We start from the raw sequence: 18,092 nt of genomic DNA, 5'->3' as shown, positions 1-18,092 counted from the left end.
AATAAGATATGATTCTAAAATGAGTTTGCAATGACTTAATTTTTATCGTAAGTCAGTCGATAAAATAGCGTAGCCATAATTATCTGCCCAACCAGATTTTAGAGGAAGAAGCTTTCTGGTATGTGCTTCTCGAATCATTCCAACTTTTTCAAGAACTTTGTAAGAACCAATATTTTCAATTGCGCATCCAGCTTCGATTCTATGAAGATTTAACGTATTGAATCCAAAAGAAATAATTTCTCTTAAAGCTTCTGTTGCAATTCCTTTGTTCCAAAAATCTGGATGAAGTTTAAACCAAACTTCTGCATTCTTGTATTTAGCCCTACCTAAATTTAAAGAAATTAATCCATCAAATTGATTGTCATTTTCGATAACAAAAGTATAAGCTTGTGGTTGTTCTCCTTGATTAGATTTTACTAAATCTTTTACATGAAGAATTGTAACCTCTATATTTTCTGGAATTCCTACGTGTTGTATTAATCAACTTCTTCGATAGAATATAATTGATGAATTGTTTCAGTATCATCAAGTGTGACTGGTCTCAAAGTTAAACGTTCAGTTTTAAGAATTACATTTATATAAATTACTTTTTCTTCAAATAAGTTGGGTCGTTGGGATATTTAATTACCTTGAGTAATGTAATAATTGTAAAAATAACGAAGATTAATATCACGATTGCGCTAAGAATGATGCGGTTATTTTGTTCGTTGTTGAACCCAAGGTAAAGCTCGAAAGCTGCCCAAACAATTATTAAAATTTGTGGTAAAAGTGCGCCGAAAATATTTTTTGTCATTTTATTCTTCTATTGAGTTATAAAAATAAGAAAAATAAAAAACCTGCTTATTAAAAGCAGGTTAAAAATATTATTGAGTGACTAATTTTGTTTCATTAAGAATTGGTTCTCTTTTTAGAATATTTGTTGCTACTTCTACAGTTTCTTCTTTTTCTTCGAAAATTGGTGCTTCTTGCATAAATGCAATTGCTGGAGCTTCTTCTATTTTTGGTGGCGTGTTATCAAATTTGTAATTAAATCCAATTCCAAGTGTTTGTTTAATCTGTGTTTTTTTGATTTGATCTTCATCATACAATAGGTTGACACTTACTTGTGCCGAAACAAACTTGTTCACTTTCATATCCAAAATTCCTTGATAAGCAACGTCCATATTTCCGAAATTTTTCAGGTAATCTGCATAGATTCCGACACGGTTATCATAAGAAATTCCTTCCATAATTTGTAGTTTATATCGCGCACCTAAATATGCACCGAATTCAAATAAAGTATTGTCTCCATCATTTTTAAGTCCAAAATTTCCTTTTTTCTGTAAATCTTTGTCTAAGACAAAGGTCATTCTTGGTGTAAATGGGTGAATATTAATTTGAAAATTTTCGCTTGGTTTGTAATCAATACCCAATCCTAAACTTAAATAACCTGGAGCCATCAAGGCTGAAATCTTCGTTTTTGGATCTCTTGAATAATCAAAACCATCTGTAAATTGTGTGCGAAAATTCATAGAGGAAGCTAAATACCAATGATTTCCGATGCTGTAACCATAAGAAGAAGTTAAGTCGATAACATCATTTGTTTTGCGAGAACTTTCGCCTTTGTTAGTCTGGATTCCGTATCCTAAAACAACACGATTATCCCAAATATGTTTCTCTTTTGTCAAGTTAAATTCGTAATCTAAACTTCCGTTCAGCGCAAACGAATTTACACCTCCCGCAACCCAATTACTGAATGCACTTTGAGAAAATAAAAGTGAATTATTTCCCGAAACGAACCATCCTGGTTGACGGCCATCAAATTTTTGATCTTTTAAATAACGCTTGCTATCAGTAGCTACTTTACCATCTTTTACTGTTTGCGCAAAAGTTGTAGCACTTCCTAAAATTGCTAATACAAATAAAAATTTTTTCATGTAGATTTGATTGATTTATATTAACTTACTCCAAAAATATGGATTCTGATTTAATATATGTTGATTTTTCGTCAATTGTATTTTTATCAAAAACTTGATCATAGTTTTGTTTATCCAGTTTTATTCTAGGTAATTTGACTGGGGAAATGCCAGATGTATCGAAATATGGGAGAATTTCCTTCTTTCTACGTTTCTTCTTATCTTTTTTCTTAGTACTGTCTATTTTATATGTTAAGCCAATTCCGAGGGCTTGTTTAAATTGTGTTTGAGTAACTTGATCTTCATCATAAATCAAATTGATGGTTAATTGTGTGGACATAAAATTATTAATTTTCATGTCTAATAATCCAGCATATACAATATCGAGGTTATAAAATTTGTTCGAATAATTAGAGAAAATTCCAATATTATTATCGTAAGTTACGTTATCAAAAAGTTTCATTTTGTATCGACCACCTAAATATGCTCCAACTTCAAAAAGAAACGTATCTCCATCGTTTCGTAAACCATAAGTTCCTTTCTTTTGCAAATCTTTGTCTGCTACAATTGTTGTTCTTGATGTTAAAGGTTGAAAACTGACAGAAAAATTAGAATTTGGCGTATAATTCGCACCGACCCCAATTGTTACATATGCAGGCGCAAATAAGTTTGATAGTTTTGTTTTTGGAGTTGTTCCGTAATTGTAACCTGTAGAAAACTGTGAACGAATATTAAGTGATGAGGTTAGGTACCACTTTTCTTTTATCAAATATCCATAAGAAGTTGTGATATTTAGATTGTCAGCAGTTTTACGCGTTCCATTGGTTTTATTGTCTAAAAAACCATATTCAAAAATAAAACGATTGTCCCAAAAGTGTTTCTTTTTTCGGAAATTAAATTCGTAATCAGCTTTAGCATTTAGTGAAACCGAATTTTCACCACCTGCCATCCAATTGGAAAAGGTATTTTGATTAACGGTTAAAGTATTTGCACCATAAATTTCCCAACCCGATTTTCGTCCTGTAGTATCCACTTTGGATTTCAGATATTTTCGACCATCAATAATTAGATTTCCACTAGTATCTAAAAATTGAGCCGAACTAAAAAGTGATAGGACTAAAAATATAATTGAGAAAATTAGTCTCATTTTAAAAAAAATATCTTTGTTTAAAATTGAAAAATTCCAAACAAAGATATCTAATTTATTTTGTAAGGCTAAAAACCTTTCTTAATTATTTTGCCAACCTTTCAACCATTTCACTAATGTATCCACCCAATCTTGACGATCATTCAAACAAGGGATGTATGTAAATTGCTTACCACCAGCTTTTAAGAATTCTTCTTGTCCTTCCATCGAAATTTCTTCCAAAGTCTCCAAACAATCCGAAACAAAGGCAGGGGTGCAAACCGCTAAATTCTTAACGCCTTGTGCAGGAAATTCTTCTAACATGTGGTCTGTATAAGGTTTAATCCAAGGGTCACGACCTAAACGAGACTGAAAAGAAGTGGTATATTTATCTTCTGGTAATTGCAAGTATTCGGTTACCAAACGTGTTGTTTCAAAACATTGATTACGATAAGTTTCAATAGGTAATTTGCTCGCTTTTGCAGCACGAAGTGCTTTATTATCGTGACGTTCGGGAATTCCGTGATAAGAAAACAATAATTTATCAAAATTCTCAGGTAATTTTTCTTTGATAGAATCTCCTAAAACCTTGATATAATCTGGATGATTGTAAAAAGCTTTCAAGAAATTAATCTTAGTGTCTTTGTAACTTTTTTTCTGAATTTCAAGCACTTTATCCGCAACAGTTTCTGTAGAAGACATTGTGTATTGAGGGTATAAAGGAACAACCAAAATGTCGCGAACACCTTTGTCATAAAGCTCTTGTAAACCAGCTTCTATCGAAGGGTTTTTGTAACGCATTGCCAAAACAACTGGAATATCCATTTGTTTTTGTATCATATCTCTCAAAATTTTAGAGTAAACAATTAAAGGAGAACCTTCTTTTGTCCAAATTTTTCGGTAAGCTTCAGCAGATTTTTCGGGTCTTTTTGGTAAAATAAATAATTCAACAATAGTTTTACGAATAATCCAAGGAGAATCCAAAACTTTCTTATCCATTAAAAATTCGCGTAAATAAGTTCTTACGTCTTCAACATTGGTAGAATCGGGCGAACCTAAATTCACTAATAATATTCCTTTGCTCATAATTCTTTTTATCTAAAAAAATATTGCGTTCTTTGTAGTTGTAAAAGTACGGAGGATAATTTAATTTGTCCTTCGTAATATCATCATTATAATTTATATCATCATTTTATGTCAGATTTATTAAATCCTGATAAAGAATTTTATCCAGATGACGATCTAAATCACGAAAATACTGTTCGTCCGCAAAGTTTTGATGATTTTGCTGGACAAGCGCATATTCTAGAGAATTTAGAAGTTTTCGTAAAAGCGTCTAAACTTCGTGGCGAAGCATTAGATCACGTTTTGTTGCACGGACCTCCAGGTTTGGGAAAAACGACATTAGCAAATATTATTGCGAATGAATTAGGTGTAGGAATCAAAATTACATCTGGACCAGTTCTCGATAAACCGAGTGATTTAGCTGGTTTATTGACGAATTTGGAAGAAAATGATGTGCTTTTTATTGATGAAATCCATCGTATGTCTCCCGTTATCGAAGAATATTTGTATTCGGCAATGGAAGATTTTAAGATTGATATTATGATCGAATCTGGACCAAATGCACGTTCGGTTCAAATTGGTTTGAATCCTTTTACATTAATTGGTGCAACAACGCGTTCTGGTTTATTAACTGCGCCGCTTCGTGCTCGTTTTGGAATTAATTTCCGTTTCGAATATTATAATGTTGAATTATTAAGTACGATTGTTGAGCGATCTTCTCGTATTTTAGACACACCAATTGACGAAAGAGCGGCGATAGAAATTGCAGGTCGTAGTCGTGGAACTCCTCGTATAGCAAATGCTTTATTGAGAAGGACTCGAGATTTTGCACAAATTAAAGGAAATGGAAAAATTGATTTATCAATTGCTGAATTTTCTTTAAAAGCTCTAAAAGTTGATGATAATGGTTTAGATGAAATGGATAACAGAATTTTATCAACAATTATTGAAAAATTTAAAGGTGGACCAGTCGGAATTACAACTTTAGCAACAGCAGTTGGAGAAAATGGTGGAACATTAGAAGAAGTTTATGAACCGTATCTCATTCAAGAAGGTTATTTGATGCGTACTGCTCGTGGACGTGTGGCAACAGAAAAAGCTTTCAAACATATTGGTGTAAAATATCGTGGAGAAAATTCACCTCAAACCGATTTGTTTGATTTGTAATTTTGTTCTAAGTCATTCTGAGCTTGTCGAAGAATCTTAACGATTTTCTTACTCTAATAAATCGAAAATGGCTCACACGACATATTATTCTTGCGTTAGGAGGAATCTAAGATTCTTCATTTCACTCACGTTTCATTCAGAATGATAAAATTTAATCTCGTCGATATAATAATTATAAATTCATAATTACGAATTAACTAATGCTCCTTCAAACAGAAGAACATATCAAAATAAAATGGTCCCATCGAATCAAAGAAAAAGCTGAAGCATTGGGATTTATTTCGTGTGGTATTGCCAAAGCAGATTTTTTGGAAGAGGAAGCTCCACGTTTAGAGTCTTGGTTAAAGAATAATTATCATGGAGAAATGCAGTATATGGAAAATCATTTCGATATGCGACTGGATCCTCGAATTTTGGTCGAAGGAGCAAAATCTGTGATTTCGTTGGCGTATAATTATTACCAAGATTTAGATCGAAATCCTAATTCTTACAAAGTTGCGATGTATGCGCAAGGCGAAGATTATCATTTTGTCGTGAAGGAAAAAGTGCGCGAGTTGTTAGATTTTATTCAAGAAGAAATAGGGGAGGTGAGCGGAAGAGCTTTTACCGATTCAGCACCAATTCTGGAACATGCATGGGCGAAAAAAGCTGGAATTGGTTGGGTTGGAAAAAATTCGTTGACGTTATCTAAACAAAAAGGTTCGTTTTTCTTTTTATCCGAATTAATTATTGATTTGGATTTAGCTTATGATTCTCCAATTGAAACTGATCATTGTGGAAAATGTACGCGTTGTATTGATGCTTGCCCAACTGAGGCAATCTTACCCAATAAAACAGTGAACGGAAGTCAGTGTATTTCGTATTTTACAATTGAATTGAAAGATCAAATTCCGACCGAAATGAAAGGAAAATTTGATGATTGGATTTTTGGTTGTGATCTTTGCCAAGAAGTTTGTCCATGGAATCGTTTTTCGTTGCCAACGAAAGAAACTCGTTTTGTTGGTCATAAGAAAATTAATCAATTCTCGAAGAAAGATTGGGAAGAAATTACAGAGGATGTTTTTCGAGAAATTTTTAAGAAATCACCTGTAAAACGTACAAAATTTGATGGTTTGAAAAGAAATATCGATTTTGTAAAATCACTATAATTCGTGAAAATTTTTGGTTTAGATTTTGTTAGCTTTACTTCAAGAAAATCGAATCAAAAAATGAAAAAAAGTTTATTCATTCTTACTACTTTTTTAGGCTATTTTGTGCAAGCTCAATTTGGGATTGTGCAAGATAAAGATGGTTTTGCAAATGTGAGAGATGATAAAAATATTTCGTCTAAAATTGTTGCTAAAGTCAATTCAAATTCAATTTATCCAATTGATTCTGATGAAGAAAACTCGAAATGGTATTTAGTTGAATATCAGCCTGAAAAAGCTGGTTTTGTTTACTATGATCGAATCAAAAAGTTAGAAGATTTTGAAACTATTTCACCAACTTCAGTCAATGATTCTAAAATAGAATTTTCGGTTGCTGATTATATCATTCAGCTCGAAACGCAAGAATTTAATTCGAAAAAACATAAAATTTTCAAGGAAAGCGATTTTGTTTATGCGATTGATGAAAAAGATTTTTTTGGTTCGGATGGAATGATTCCTCAAACAGAATTCAAATCGTTTAAAATATCATTCAAAGGAAAAGAAATTATCATTCCAAAAGAATATTTTATCAATTTATATAATGCGAATTTATCAGCAACAAAACTTACTTACAATAAAGAGTTAAATCAATATTATTTGTTCGGGACATATAGCGATGGAGCTGGTGTTTATGATGCGCTTTGGGTTTTGGATAATGGAAAAATTGTAAAACATATTGCTCAAATTAATGCTTATGCTTAGTCGATTTTTTTCAATTTTAGGGTGCTTCTTGCTATTCACTTCGATAATGTTTGCTCAAAAAGTAACGACTTCCAAATTTGGAGATATTTCGTACGAAATGACGCAAAAACAAGTTGCAGCTTTAACACCAAATAAATTAGCTCTTTATGATGTAAATAATGCAGAAATGCCTGAACAGGACATTGAGTTGAATGGAATTAAATATCATATTTCGTACTATAAAAATTTAAAAACAAAACAATTTGAAGTCTATACGGTTTCGTCTGTCAGCTCTAAACTCTCGACTTTATCAGGAATAAAAATTGGAAGTTCGTTGGATGATTTATGGAAAGCATACAAAAAATATGATATTTCGGTGCAAGATATTTTTGAAGATGATGAGACAAAATCGGTTAGAGCTTTTTCAATAAATGATCTTGATAATGGATGTACATTAGATTTTTATTTAAAAAATAATAAAGTCGTAAAAATGGTTTTGTCGAATGAATCGGGATATTTAAACAATAATATTTATGAGGATTAAAATAACTTTATTAGGATTTTTCTTGCTTTCGGTTGTTGGATTTGGTCAGATTTCTACAACACGAATGAATGAACTGAAAATTGGTATGCGTCCGTTCGAAGTGTTGAAATTGTTAGGTGAAGAAATTGCTGCAATTGTTGATGAAGGAGAAACGAATGTCACCCTAAAAGGGATTGATTATACAATCGAAATAAGAAGTGGTTATTTGAGTAAAACAGAAAATGACACCTATTTAAGTTCTATTTCTACAACAAGTAAAAATATCAAAACTTTGTCTGGAATTGGAATTGGTAGTACGTTGGAGGATTTGTGGAAAGCTTATTCGTCAAAATATAATGTGTTGTTGGATAAATCGAATAATAATAACAGAGAATTTAGAATTGATGATAGAGAAAATGGTGTTATATTGACTTTTTCTTTGAAAAATGAAATTGTAACAACAATAAGATTGAGTTCTTATAACCCAGAAGAATGTACACTTTAAAATAATGATTAAAACCTAAATACATAAAAATGAAAAAAATATTTTTTATAGCTGCTTTTGTAGCTGGAACAGCTTTGCAAGCGCAAGTTTCTACAACTCGTATTAATGACGTAAAACTTGGAATGAAATTGTCTGAATTAGAAAAATTAACTGGACAAAAATTCAAAATAAAATTGAATGAATATGGTTATCCTGATGGTGATGTAACAATTGTCTCTAAAGGAGTAACATATAAAGTTGGATTGACAACAAATGGTGAGGAGACAGCAGGTTCTTCTACTTTAACTGTATATAGTGTAAAGTCTTCGGATTCTAGTCTTAAAACATTATCTGGAATTAAAATTGGCTCATCTTTGGATGAGTTAATTAATAAATATAAAAATCTGAATATTTCTATTTTCGATGGTTATGATGATAAAACGGATAAAAGAACAAAAGCTTTTCGTTATTTTAATGTTGAAGATTATGATAATGGATCGATTCTACAATTTTATTTAGTGAATGATAAAGTAGTTTCTTTCGATGTAATGTATAATGAAGGTTGTTAAAATGAATAAACAAAAAATTCCAACTCTTAGAGTTGGAATTTTTTGTTTAAAATTATTTTAATCACTTTTTTTGTGACGATGTTTCCATCTTTTAGGTGAATAGATAAAATATACATTCCAGCTGGATAATTTTTCAAATTAACTTCCGAACCTAATTCAATTCCAAGTAAACGACCGTTAAAATCATATAAATTCACATAATCAAAATTCTTAGCATTAATCTTTACTTTGTCTGTTGTTGGATTAGGAAAAACTTCTACAAGCGTTTGTTGATAATTGTAATCGTTCGCAGATAATTCAGTCCAAGTATTTTCGGCTTTATCTCCTCCCCAAATCAACGTTGCTAAATACGGATTATCAATAAATGGATTTCGACTTCCTTGTGTTTCGGCAATAATTTCGTTTCGGACTTTCTCAAATTCAGATACTTTATCCTATACATTCCATTTCAAAAACATATCTGGCATTCCATCATTATTGGTTGTTGTCGTATTGTTATACGCAACCAATTGTGGATCGGTTTCCATACCATAATGTACATACATATACATAATAATTCGCGCGACATCTCCCGTCCATTCATCACCAGGATAAAAACCTCCATTGATTAATTTGGCTTGTCCTGTCACATCTTGTGCCCATTTTTCGCGATAAGCATTGTTACGTCTAGTCGAATTTATTTGTCTATCAACTGCGCGTAAATTATGAGCATCTGTTCCAGTTCCAGGACGATCAGTATCAAGTTTAGGAACTGCTAAAGATTTTGGGAAAACATGTTCGCGTTCCCATTTTCCGATTGTACTTCCACTTGAAGAGTTGTTTTTGTTGTTTATATCACGCGTGCGCTGTTCTGCATAAACAGTAGAATTATCTGTGAAACCATAAATCAATAAAACGCGACCTTTTGAATCTAAATCCAAGTCAGATTTATCTAAAATATTCCAAACTCCAGGCGTATAGCTAACTGCATGATGTGTAGCATTGATTAAATCGTGTAATTCTTCCTTTATAGTTTTTCCATTTTGATTAAAATCAATCCCTTCATAATAGTCGGGTTGTTGCGCAAAAGCGGCAAAAGGAAATAAAAGAAGCAAAAATTTTTGCATAACTATTTATAAATATTTAACAAAAGTAAGTATTTATAAGTAGTTAATAAATGATATTAAGATTAACAATTCTTAAAGTTTTTACTGAAATTGTTTAATGTATTGTTTAGGAGTTAAGCCATATTTCTTCTTAAATGCTGATATAAAATGAGATGGGTTTTCGTAACCAATTTCAAACGAAATATCTTTTACCATTTGTTGATTTTCTTCTAATTTATGCAATGCATATTCCAGTTTTTTATCCAACAAATAACCATAAACAGTTGTTCCGTATAGTTCCTTGAAACCTTCTTTCAGATGATATTCCGAGATCGAAAATTTTTCGCAAAGTTGTTTGATTGTTGGCGGATTTTTAAAATCAGCTAATAAATAATCTTTGATTTCTTTGATTCGTTTTCCTTCATTTTCATCATTTAAGAAAGGACAATGTTCGGTTTGACTTTCAATTTCAGAAAAATAAAGGGTGAATAATTCGTACATTTTTCCAATCAAAAATAAATTTTGAAATTGCGGAGAAAGTTTCATTTGTTCAATTTGATTCAAAACTAATTTTATTGAAGGTCCAATTTCTCGTTCAATATAAAATTTTTCTTGCGTCATACTCGAAATCAAATTATTCTGAATTTGATATTCTGCAAACAATTGATGTAATTTCTGAATAGACAAAACCACAATATAAACCTTGCTTTCGGCATTTATATTCAACGATAATGGAATGTCCAATGTCGGATAATAGAACAAAAAGCTTTTTCCTTCGTTCAAATTGATTTTATAAATACCATTATTAAAATTAAATGTCAACGAACCTTTTGTACAAAAATAGAATTGTATATAACGCTTGTCAATTCCTTTCAGAATCGTGTCTGTAGAAGCTGTAAAGTTGTCTATTTGAGCGATAAATACGTCTGTTGACAATTTATACTCGTTAATTTTACTTTTATGGGTATTTTTTAATTCCATTTTGAATAATGAGGTTTGTCATATAAAAAACGTGATAATTGTCAACTTCGCTCTTTATAATGGTTTACATACAAATATAAACCTTTAATTTATAATTATTCTAAAAAAGCAAACTTTAATTTTTAGCGTTATTTTTTCTTTTTAAAGTTATTTTTCGAAGACTTTTGAAACTACTTTTGTATCAGTATTTGAAGAAATGGCAATTAGAGGTAATAAAACGGAAGAAAATTTTTACGTAATCGGAATCAGTTATGAAAAAGCTGACGCCATTACACGTGGTAAATTTACATTTTTCCCGGAACAAGTTGAAACGTTTACGCAAGATTCTAAAACGAATGGATTAGAAAACTTTTTTATTGTATCAACTTGTAATCGTACTGAATTTTATGGTTTTGCAGAAAACGAAGATCAAATCGTTGAGCAATATTGTAAATACACAGAAGGTAATGCAGATGAATTCCGTCAATTTATGATGGTAAAAGAAGGAGAAGAAGCGATTACACATTTATTCCGTGTTTCGTCGGGATTAGAAAGTCAGATTTTAGGTGATTTTGATATCATCGGACAAATCAAAATTTGGTTTTCTCGTTTCAAAAAACAAGGTGCATCAAATGCTTTTTTAGAGCGTTTGGTAAATACTGCGATTCAAATTAGTAAAAAAGTGAAGAACGAAACTTTCTTAAGTAACGGTTCTGCTTCGGTTGCATATTCAGCGGTTAATTTTATTCAAGCAACGCAAGGAAACTTAGTTGACAAAAATATTTTGTTGTACGGAATTGGTAAAATTGGTCGTAATACGTGTGCTAATTTGGTCAAACATTATCCAAATACAAACATTACGCTAATCAATCGTACAAAAGAAAAGGCAGAAATTCTTGGACTGAAATACGATATTACCGTAAAAGATCACAGCGAATTAAAAGAAGAATTACAAAAAACAGATATTCTAATTGTTGCAACGGGAGCAAGTAATTACACGATTACAGAAGAAATGATTCCGTTCGATAAGGAAATGACGATTATTGATATGTCAGTTCCAGAAAATGTAATTCATACATTGGCTGCTCGCGAATCTATTCAATTGGTAAATGTAGATGGATTATCTAAAATGGTAGACGATACAATTGCGCAACGTCGCAATGCAATTCCAGAAGCATTGGCAATTATAGAGGAGCATTCTACAGAGTTTTACGAATGGTTAGAAACCAGAGAATTGGTTCCAGCTATTCAATCTTTCAAAGATAGATTAGACTTTTTTCAGAGTTTTGCTTTAAATAACTTGAAAAAAGACAATGTAAATATCGACGAAAATGAAACGATTTTAACTGAAAAAGTAATTCAGAAAATTACAAATCAGTTTGCTTCTTATTTGATCGAAAATAAAGAAAACGCAGACGAAACAATTCAGTTAATCGAAAAAATGTTTCATTTAAAACAAGCTTAATACAATCATGAAAACAATAAAAATTGGTACACGTCAAAGTCCGTTAGCGCTTTGGCAAGCCAATAAAGTTGCTTCTATTCTTGAGGCAAAAGGTCATCCAACAGAAATCGTTCCGATTACTTCTGAAGGCGATGCAAATCTAAAACAACCCATTTATTCATTAGGTTTAACAGGTGTTTTTACGCGTTCATTGGACATTGCTTTGTTGAATGATCAAGTAGATATTGCGGTTCATTCGTTGAAAGATGTGCCAACTGTTTTACCAGAAAAATTAGAGTTGATTGCATATCCAGAACGCGCAAGTTCTGCGGATATTTTGGTGTACAAATCGGAAGATATTTTCGAGAAAAAACATCGTGTTATCGCTACTGGATCTTTGCGTCGTAAAGCATTTTGGAATCATAAATATCCAAATGATACGATTGTAGATTTACGTGGAAATGTGCAATTACGTCTGAAAAAGTTGCAAGATAATGCAGATTGGGACGGAGCTGTTTTTGCTTTTGCAGGTTTGGATCGTTCAGAAATTTTAGATGAATTGGCAGAAAAAGGTCTTCATTATAAAGTGATTGATTGGATGATTGCTGCACCATCACAAGGAATTTTAGGAATTGTAGCCAAAGAAGGTTTGGATTTGAGTGATATTAATAATCCTCAATGTGAACTTTTTGCAACGGTAGAACGTCAATTTTTGAATGTTTTAGAAGGTGGTTGTACAGCGCCAATTGGAGCATTAGTTGAGAAAATTGATGAAGAAAATTACTCCTTCAAAGGAGCAATTTTAACCATTGATGGACAAGAAATGATTTCAATCGAAAGACAATTCAAAGCAGATGAATATTTGACGAAAGGTCGCGAATTTGCTGAAGAATGTATTGCACAAGGTGCAGCAAAAATGATTGAACAAATAAAAAAAGAAATCGGAACGAAATAGTGCGAACGAAGGTTTTATTCACGAAGTTAATTTCTTCTGAATTGCTTGAAAAAGAATTTGGAACTGATGTTGAGGTGGTTTGTAAACCAACTTTACAAATCGATTTGACTTCGAAAAATGAAATTTATGCACAGATTGATGAATCCGTTCATCAGTTTATCGTGACGAGTCAAAATACTGTAAATGCCATTCAAGATTTGGAATTGAATGGTCATTTTTTTGTTGTTGGAAAAAAAACGGCAGAAAAACTAAAAGCGCAAAACAGAGATGTTGTGTTGGTTGAAGATTATGCAGAAGATTTAGCTTCGAAATTAATTTCAGGAAATTATTCTCCGAAATGGAATTTCTTATGTGGTTCTTCCCGTCGAGATTTGTTGGTGAATGAATTATCAAAAGCAAATCACGAAGTCAATCAAATTATAACATATCAATCAGGGCAAATTGTTTATCAATTAAATGAAACATTTGATGTGTATGCTTTTTTTAGTCCGTTGTCATTCAAAGCGTTTCATCAACAAAATGAAATTTCAGAAAGTTCGCGTATTTTTACAATCGGAAATACAACAACTTCTGCGATAGAAGAAGTTTATCCAAATCATGAAATTATAACTGCGCAAACACCATTGGTGGAAGTAGTTATTGAAAATATAAAAAAATACATCAATGATAAAAAATGATTTGCTTTTAAAAGCATTGAGAGGTGAGGATGTAGAGCGTCCGCCAGTGTGGATGATGCGTCAAGCAGGACGTTATTTACCAGAGTTTATCGAATTGAGAGATAAATATGATTTCTTTACACGTTGTCAAACGCCAGAGTTAGCGGCTGAAATTACAGTTCAACCAATTCGTCGTTTTCCGTTAGATGCAGCAATTATCTTTTCAGATATTTTGGTTGTGCCACAAGCAATGGGAATGAATTTCGAGATGAAACCTGGTGTTGGTCCTTGGTTAGAGAATCCTATTCGTACAGCTCAAGATGTAGAAAAAGTTTATATTCCTGATGTTGAAGAAGAGTTAGGATACGTTTATGCAGCGATGGATATTACAAAGAAAGAGTTGGACAATAAAATTCCGTTGATTGGTTTTGCAGGTTCGCCTTGGACATTGTTGTGTTATGCAGTGGAAGGTCGTGGTTCTAAATCTTTTGATCAAGCGAAAGGTTTTTGTTTCCAAAATCCAGTTGCAGCACACCAATTATTAGAAAAAATTACACAAACAACGATTCAATATTTGTTGAAAAAAGTGGAACATGGTGCAAATGTGATTCAGATTTTTGATTCTTGGGGTGGAATGTTATCGCCAAAAGATTATGATGAATTTTCTTGGAAATACATCGAGCAAATTGTAAACGAAGTTTCTAAAGTAGTTCCTGTAACTGTTTTTGCAAAAGGTTGTTGGTTTGCTTTAGAGAAAATGGCAGATTCTAAAGCATCTGCTTTGGGTGTTGATTGGACGATTACGCCACAATTAGCGCGTGAGTTTACAGGTTTCAAAAAGACGTTACAAGGTAACTTTGATCCTTCTCGTTTGTTATCGCCACCAGAAACTATTCAGCAAATGGTAAAAGAAATGATTGACGATTTTGGTCCGTATAAATATATTGCCAATTTAGGTCACGGAATTTTACCAAATATTCCAGTTGAAAATGCACAAGCTTTTATAGAAGCTGTTGTAGATTATAAAAGAGATTAAGAAACTCTATATAACAAGAAAACCTTCCGAATGGAAGGTTTTTTTATTTTATGGTCTTTTTTGCTTCGGTCCAATAATTGATTTGATTAAAAATAAATAATGAAATAGTAATCATATCAGATACAATTTCTACTTTTTCTTGATGTGAATAATTTTCGAAATTACCTATCTCTACACGAAATTTTACATTTTCAATATTAGGAAAGGTTTTTATTCTTTCTAAATGTTCGTTACTAAAATGAATAAAGCCACAGTATTTTTTGTATAAAATTTTTATTTCTGGAAATTTTTTTGAAATTTGTTCAACTAAATAAGCATCATTGAAATTCTTTTTTAAAATGCTATCGCGGAATTTTCTGATTTCTTTTCCGTCTAATATATAATCAATATAACTATCGTCTTTAGCAACTAGGATAGAATTATATCTAATTAGATTATCCATTTGTATTCTAATTAGATGAGTTGCAGAGTAAAAATTATTTTCTTGAAATAATAATCTAAAACCTTCATTAATTGACATAGCTCTATTTAAAATACTAAGAGCAATAAAATCAACTTTCATAGCTTTATATTTAAAAATTTCTTTAGCCAAATTTTTATAATCTTCAGTTAATAAATATAATTTATCAACTAGATCATTTAATTCTTCTTTATTAATTTCAATATCCATGAATCAAATATACAAACAAATTACCTTTATTGATTTAGATGATAATCTCCATTTTAACAGAAAATTAAAAGAAATCAATTTTATATTCGATAGTTTTAGTATATTTTAGTAGAAATATTAATATCATAAGTAAACTACATAAAAGAATAAGATGAAAAAGGGTATATTTTTGATGTCAGTTTTGGGTGTTCTTTTCTTTGTTCAGTCATGCGAAACGAAGAAAGAAAATGCTGACTCAACAACTAAAGAAGTTGTAAAACAAGATACAGTGCAAGCTGTTGCAGAGCCTGTTGGAAATCCTACAGATGTTAAAGCTGACCCAGGAACTTTCCAAATTAAACCTTTGAAATATGGTTACGATGAATTGAACGAATACATTGATGCAAAAACAATGGAAGTTCATTTCTCTAAACATTATTTAGGATACATCAACAAATTGAATACAGCGCTAAAAGAAGCAAATATCAAATCGAATGATATTGTAGATATTTTGAAAAAAATGGATATGAATAATGCTGCTTTACGCAACAATGCTGGTGGATATTACAATCACATGCTATATTTTGATATTATGTCTCCAACGCCACAGAAAGCCCCTACAGGAGATCTTAAAGCGAAGATTGAAGCAACATTTGGTTCTACAGAAGAATTAATCAAACAATTGGACGAAGCGGGTTCTAAACGTTTTGGTTCTGGTTGGGCTTGGTTGGTTGTGAAAGCGGACGGAAGTTTGGCGGTTACAAGTACAGCAAATCAAGATAATCCATTGATGCCAGGAGCAGAGATCGCAGGAACGCCAATTTTAGGAATTGATGTTTGGGAACATGCTTACTATTTAAAATACCAAAACAAACGCGATGATTATTTGAAAGCGTTTAACAATGTTTTGGATTGGAAACAAGTTGAAGAAAATTATAAGAAAGCAAAATAGTCTTTCTAATTACAAACAAAAAAGCTTCTCAAATTTTGAGAAGCTTTTTTGTTTTATATATGAATAATCTTAATTCTTAATCAAGGATTGTGTTTCTGTTGTTCCATCTTCATTAAAAACGCGAACAATGTATTTTCCTTTTTTCAAACTTTGTACGTTAAAGTTTGCTTTTTGGCTTCCGTCTAATTTTTTATTCATCACTTCATTTCCAATAATCGAATATATCGACACCGAACTTGCCTTTGATGGATTGTCAAATTTTATTGTAAATGTAGAACTCGCAGGATTTGGATAAATACTAACAGAGCCTTTATCCTGATCAAATCTCGACTGAGCTGAAGCAGATGTTATGGTGAATAAAAATATAGTTATAAATAGTATAAAGTGTTTCATATGCTTGTAATCCTAACAAATATAAAAATAAATAATTATAAAACAAACATTTCAAAATATATACCAAACAAAAAAGTGATGCTAAAATTTAGCATCACTTTAAGATATATAATAAAAATTATAAACTTATTATAAGCTTATTATAAGCTGTAACGGATAAATCCAGTTACTTTCAAGTCAGCGTTAACAGCTTTAACGATATCTTGAACAGAAGTTTTTCCGTCTTTGATTGACGCTTGGTGAACTAATGTATTCTCTTTGAAGAATTTTTGTAATTTACCTTGAGCGATGTTTTCAATCATGTTTTCTGGTTTACCTTCTGCAACTAAAGTTTCTCTAGCGATAGATAATTCAGTGTCAATTACAGATTGAGCAACAGAAGTTTCATCTAATGCTACTGGGTTCATAGCAGCAACTTGCATAGCAACGTCACGAGCTACTTCAGAAGCACCTTCTACGTTAGCAGATAAAGAAACTACAGCACCAATTTTGTTACCAGCGTGGATGTAAGAATTAACGATAGCACCTTCGATAGCTTGGAAAGTACCAATTTCGATTTTTTCTCCAATAACACCTGTTTGCTCAGTTAATTTTTCACCAACTGTAATTCCTGCGAATGGTAAAGCTAATAATTCTTCTTTAGAGTTAACTGTCAAAGCTAAATCAGCGATTTCGTTAGCCATAGCAACGAAAGCTTCATTTTTAGCAACGAAGTCAGTCTCACAGTTCAAAGCGATAACGATACCTTTAGTTTGGTCAGCGTTAACTTTAGCGATAACTGCACCTTCTGTAGAATCACGGTCAGCTCTTTTAGCAGCTACTTTTTGTCCTTGTTTACGTAAAACTTCTACAGCTTTATCGAAATCTCCACCAGCTTCTTCTAAAGCTTTTTTAGAATCCATCATTCCCGCACCAGTTGCGTTTCTTAATTTACTTACCTCAGCGGCTGTTGCTTTGTAGCTCATAGTAATATTTTTATTTTGTTTCTTAATATTTTAAATAAAAGTAGCTCGTACACCACAAAGTGGTGTAGGAGCTACAAGGTATATTATATCGATGAATTGATCATCAAGTTAATGTTAAGCTTCTTTTGTTTCAGCTCCTTCTTCTTTACCTTCTTTTGCTTTTTCTTTTTCTGCTTTACGTGTAGATAAACCAGCTTTGATAGAATCAGCTACTGTAGATAAGATGATATCGATAGATTTAGAAGCATCATCATTTGCAGGGATTGGGAAATCTACTTGACGAGGGTCAGTATTTGTATC

Annotated in this window: 20 protein-coding genes and 2 pseudogenes; 11 read left to right on the top strand and 11 right to left on the bottom strand. The window is 31.8% G+C overall.

Annotated features, from left to right (window positions below):
• Window positions 1-141 precede the first annotated feature (141 nt).
• From B2X73_RS15290 to hemH, 4 genes and pseudogenes are all read right to left on the bottom strand, one after another.
• Window positions 142-372: pseudogene (locus tag B2X73_RS15290) on the bottom strand (GNAT family N-acetyltransferase); the annotation flags it as partial.
• Window positions 373-863: 491 nt separating this feature from the next.
• The gene (locus B2X73_RS08900) at window positions 864-1,916 is read right to left on the bottom strand and encodes a DUF3078 domain-containing protein (protein WP_286494669.1); all 1,053 of its coding nucleotides are present in this window, start codon (window positions 1,914-1,916) and stop codon (window positions 864-866) included.
• A gap of 25 nt (window positions 1,917-1,941) precedes the next feature.
• On the bottom strand, window positions 1,942-3,042 hold the full coding sequence (locus B2X73_RS08895; RefSeq protein ID WP_286494668.1) for a DUF3078 domain-containing protein: 1,101 nt from the start codon (window positions 3,040-3,042) through the stop codon (window positions 1,942-1,944).
• An 81-nt stretch (window positions 3,043-3,123) separates the two neighbouring features.
• Complete coding sequence (gene hemH, locus B2X73_RS08890) at window positions 3,124-4,107, bottom strand: ferrochelatase (RefSeq protein ID WP_286494667.1); 984 nt, start codon at window positions 4,105-4,107, stop codon at window positions 3,124-3,126.
• Between the two features lie 108 nt (window positions 4,108-4,215).
• Here hemH and ruvB point away from each other — a divergent pair, with 108 nt between their 5' ends.
• The 6 genes from ruvB to B2X73_RS08860 all read left to right on the top strand — a co-directional run bounded on the left by ruvB (window position 4,216) and on the right by B2X73_RS08860 (window position 8,697).
• Window positions 4,216-5,253 carry a Holliday junction branch migration DNA helicase RuvB gene (gene ruvB, locus B2X73_RS08885; RefSeq protein ID WP_038332085.1) on the top strand — a complete coding sequence of 346 codons (1,038 nt, stop codon included), beginning with the start codon at window positions 4,216-4,218 and terminating at the stop codon, window positions 5,251-5,253.
• 200 nt (window positions 5,254-5,453) lie between these two features.
• Window positions 5,454-6,401, top strand: coding sequence for a tRNA epoxyqueuosine(34) reductase QueG (queG, locus tag B2X73_RS08880; RefSeq protein WP_286494666.1), 948 nt, complete (start codon window positions 5,454-5,456; stop codon window positions 6,399-6,401).
• A gap of 60 nt (window positions 6,402-6,461) precedes the next feature.
• The gene (locus B2X73_RS08875; RefSeq protein WP_291096274.1) at window positions 6,462-7,142 is read left to right on the top strand and encodes a hypothetical protein; all 681 of its coding nucleotides are present in this window, start codon (window positions 6,462-6,464) and stop codon (window positions 7,140-7,142) included.
• Between the two features lie 46 nt (window positions 7,143-7,188).
• Window positions 7,189-7,665: a hypothetical protein gene (locus tag B2X73_RS08870; protein ID WP_291096272.1), complete on the top strand. Its 477-nt coding sequence runs from the start codon at window positions 7,189-7,191 to the stop codon at window positions 7,663-7,665.
• Window positions 7,655-8,149, top strand: coding sequence for a hypothetical protein (locus tag B2X73_RS08865; RefSeq protein WP_291096270.1), 495 nt, complete (start codon window positions 7,655-7,657; stop codon window positions 8,147-8,149). Before B2X73_RS08870 ends, B2X73_RS08865 begins: the two co-directional genes overlap by 11 nt.
• A gap of 29 nt (window positions 8,150-8,178) precedes the next feature.
• A complete protein-coding gene (locus tag B2X73_RS08860; protein WP_291096268.1) occupies window positions 8,179-8,697 on the top strand; it encodes a hypothetical protein in 519 nt (172 codons plus the stop codon).
• A 26-nt stretch (window positions 8,698-8,723) separates the two neighbouring features.
• Here B2X73_RS08860 and B2X73_RS08855 read toward each other — a convergent pair whose 3' ends face one another.
• The 3 genes and pseudogenes from B2X73_RS08855 to B2X73_RS08845 all read right to left on the bottom strand — a co-directional run bounded on the left by B2X73_RS08855 (window position 8,724) and on the right by B2X73_RS08845 (window position 10,763).
• Window positions 8,724-9,035, bottom strand: coding sequence for a T9SS type A sorting domain-containing protein (locus B2X73_RS08855; protein ID WP_291096286.1), 312 nt, complete (start codon window positions 9,033-9,035; stop codon window positions 8,724-8,726).
• 24 nt (window positions 9,036-9,059) lie between these two features.
• Window positions 9,060-9,803 (bottom strand): annotated as a pseudogene (locus B2X73_RS08850) (endonuclease); the annotation flags it as partial.
• 81 nt (window positions 9,804-9,884) lie between these two features.
• Complete coding sequence (locus tag B2X73_RS08845) at window positions 9,885-10,763, bottom strand: helix-turn-helix domain-containing protein (RefSeq protein WP_125348767.1); 879 nt, start codon at window positions 10,761-10,763, stop codon at window positions 9,885-9,887.
• A gap of 196 nt (window positions 10,764-10,959) precedes the next feature.
• On the opposite strand from B2X73_RS08845, the gene hemA reads away from it, so the two are divergent.
• The 4 genes from hemA to hemE are packed head-to-tail and all read left to right on the top strand — an operon-like array spanning window position 10,960 to window position 14,833.
• A complete protein-coding gene (gene hemA, locus B2X73_RS08840) occupies window positions 10,960-12,207 on the top strand; it encodes a glutamyl-tRNA reductase (RefSeq protein ID WP_219033603.1) in 1,248 nt (415 codons plus the stop codon).
• 7 nt (window positions 12,208-12,214) lie between these two features.
• Window positions 12,215-13,141: a hydroxymethylbilane synthase gene (gene hemC, locus B2X73_RS08835; protein WP_221854357.1), complete on the top strand. Its 927-nt coding sequence runs from the start codon at window positions 12,215-12,217 to the stop codon at window positions 13,139-13,141.
• Window positions 13,141-13,818 (top strand): uroporphyrinogen-III synthase, encoded by a 678-nt coding sequence (locus tag B2X73_RS08830; protein WP_181816324.1) that lies wholly within the window; start codon window positions 13,141-13,143, stop codon window positions 13,816-13,818. Before hemC ends, B2X73_RS08830 begins: the two co-directional genes overlap by 1 nt.
• Window positions 13,805-14,833, top strand: coding sequence for a uroporphyrinogen decarboxylase (hemE, locus tag B2X73_RS08825; RefSeq protein WP_291077460.1), 1,029 nt, complete (start codon window positions 13,805-13,807; stop codon window positions 14,831-14,833). The genes B2X73_RS08830 and hemE overlap by 14 nt, the downstream gene beginning before the upstream one ends.
• 43 nt (window positions 14,834-14,876) lie before the next feature.
• On the opposite strand, the gene B2X73_RS08820 is transcribed toward hemE, so the two are convergent.
• Complete coding sequence (locus B2X73_RS08820) at window positions 14,877-15,503, bottom strand: hypothetical protein (RefSeq protein WP_286494663.1); 627 nt, start codon at window positions 15,501-15,503, stop codon at window positions 14,877-14,879.
• Window positions 15,504-15,654: 151 nt separating this feature from the next.
• Between B2X73_RS08820 and B2X73_RS08815 the strand changes: the two genes are divergently transcribed.
• On the top strand, window positions 15,655-16,434 hold the full coding sequence (locus B2X73_RS08815; protein ID WP_286494662.1) for a superoxide dismutase: 780 nt from the start codon (window positions 15,655-15,657) through the stop codon (window positions 16,432-16,434).
• A gap of 69 nt (window positions 16,435-16,503) precedes the next feature.
• Here the strand turns inward: B2X73_RS08815 and B2X73_RS08810 are convergent, their stop codons facing one another.
• From B2X73_RS08810 to B2X73_RS08800, 3 genes are all read right to left on the bottom strand, one after another.
• Entirely contained in the window at window positions 16,504-16,827 is a 324-nt protein-coding gene (locus tag B2X73_RS08810; protein WP_115001418.1) for a T9SS type A sorting domain-containing protein, read from the bottom strand.
• Between the two features lie 140 nt (window positions 16,828-16,967).
• Entirely contained in the window at window positions 16,968-17,792 is an 825-nt protein-coding gene (gene tsf / locus B2X73_RS08805) for a translation elongation factor Ts (RefSeq protein WP_219033598.1), read from the bottom strand.
• A 114-nt stretch (window positions 17,793-17,906) separates the two neighbouring features.
• Window positions 17,907-18,092: 30S ribosomal protein S2 (locus tag B2X73_RS08800; protein ID WP_291096266.1), on the bottom strand; the 186-nt coding region annotated here is incomplete at its 5' end.

Source organism: Empedobacter sp. UBA7252, assembly GCF_002472765.1.
Lineage (GTDB): Bacteria > Bacteroidota > Bacteroidia > Flavobacteriales > Weeksellaceae > Empedobacter > Empedobacter falsenii_B.
Note: the sequence above shows the minus strand (reverse complement) of the source record. Positions and strands in the feature narration are given on the sequence as shown.

Excerpts from the sequence above, each read along its gene's own strand:
- B2X73_RS08900 (WP_286494669.1), bottom strand. The coding sequence starts at position 1,916 with ATGAAAAAATTTTTATTTGTATTAGCAATTTTAGGAAGTGCTACAACT.
- B2X73_RS08895 (WP_286494668.1), bottom strand. The coding sequence starts at position 3,042 with ATGAGACTAATTTTCTCAATTATATTTTTAGTCCTATCACTTTTTAGT.
- hemH (WP_286494667.1), bottom strand. The coding sequence starts at position 4,107 with ATGAGCAAAGGAATATTATTAGTGAATTTAGGTTCGCCCGATTCTACC.
- ruvB (WP_038332085.1), top strand. The coding sequence starts at position 4,216 with ATGTCAGATTTATTAAATCCTGATAAAGAATTTTATCCAGATGACGAT.
- queG (WP_286494666.1), top strand. The coding sequence starts at position 5,454 with ATGCTCCTTCAAACAGAAGAACATATCAAAATAAAATGGTCCCATCGA.
- B2X73_RS08875 (WP_291096274.1), top strand. The coding sequence starts at position 6,462 with ATGAAAAAAAGTTTATTCATTCTTACTACTTTTTTAGGCTATTTTGTG.
- B2X73_RS08870 (WP_291096272.1), top strand. The coding sequence starts at position 7,189 with ATGTTTGCTCAAAAAGTAACGACTTCCAAATTTGGAGATATTTCGTAC.
- B2X73_RS08865 (WP_291096270.1), top strand. The coding sequence starts at position 7,655 with ATGAGGATTAAAATAACTTTATTAGGATTTTTCTTGCTTTCGGTTGTT.
- B2X73_RS08860 (WP_291096268.1), top strand. The coding sequence starts at position 8,179 with ATGAAAAAAATATTTTTTATAGCTGCTTTTGTAGCTGGAACAGCTTTG.
- B2X73_RS08845 (WP_125348767.1), bottom strand. The coding sequence starts at position 10,763 with ATGGAATTAAAAAATACCCATAAAAGTAAAATTAACGAGTATAAATTG.
- hemA (WP_219033603.1), top strand. The coding sequence starts at position 10,960 with ATGGCAATTAGAGGTAATAAAACGGAAGAAAATTTTTACGTAATCGGA.
- hemC (WP_221854357.1), top strand. The coding sequence starts at position 12,215 with ATGAAAACAATAAAAATTGGTACACGTCAAAGTCCGTTAGCGCTTTGG.
- hemE (WP_291077460.1), top strand. The coding sequence starts at position 13,805 with ATGATAAAAAATGATTTGCTTTTAAAAGCATTGAGAGGTGAGGATGTA.
- B2X73_RS08820 (WP_286494663.1), bottom strand. The coding sequence starts at position 15,503 with ATGGATATTGAAATTAATAAAGAAGAATTAAATGATCTAGTTGATAAA.
- B2X73_RS08815 (WP_286494662.1), top strand. The coding sequence starts at position 15,655 with ATGAAAAAGGGTATATTTTTGATGTCAGTTTTGGGTGTTCTTTTCTTT.
- B2X73_RS08810 (WP_115001418.1), bottom strand. The coding sequence starts at position 16,827 with ATGAAACACTTTATACTATTTATAACTATATTTTTATTCACCATAACA.
- tsf (WP_219033598.1), bottom strand. The coding sequence starts at position 17,792 with ATGAGCTACAAAGCAACAGCCGCTGAGGTAAGTAAATTAAGAAACGCA.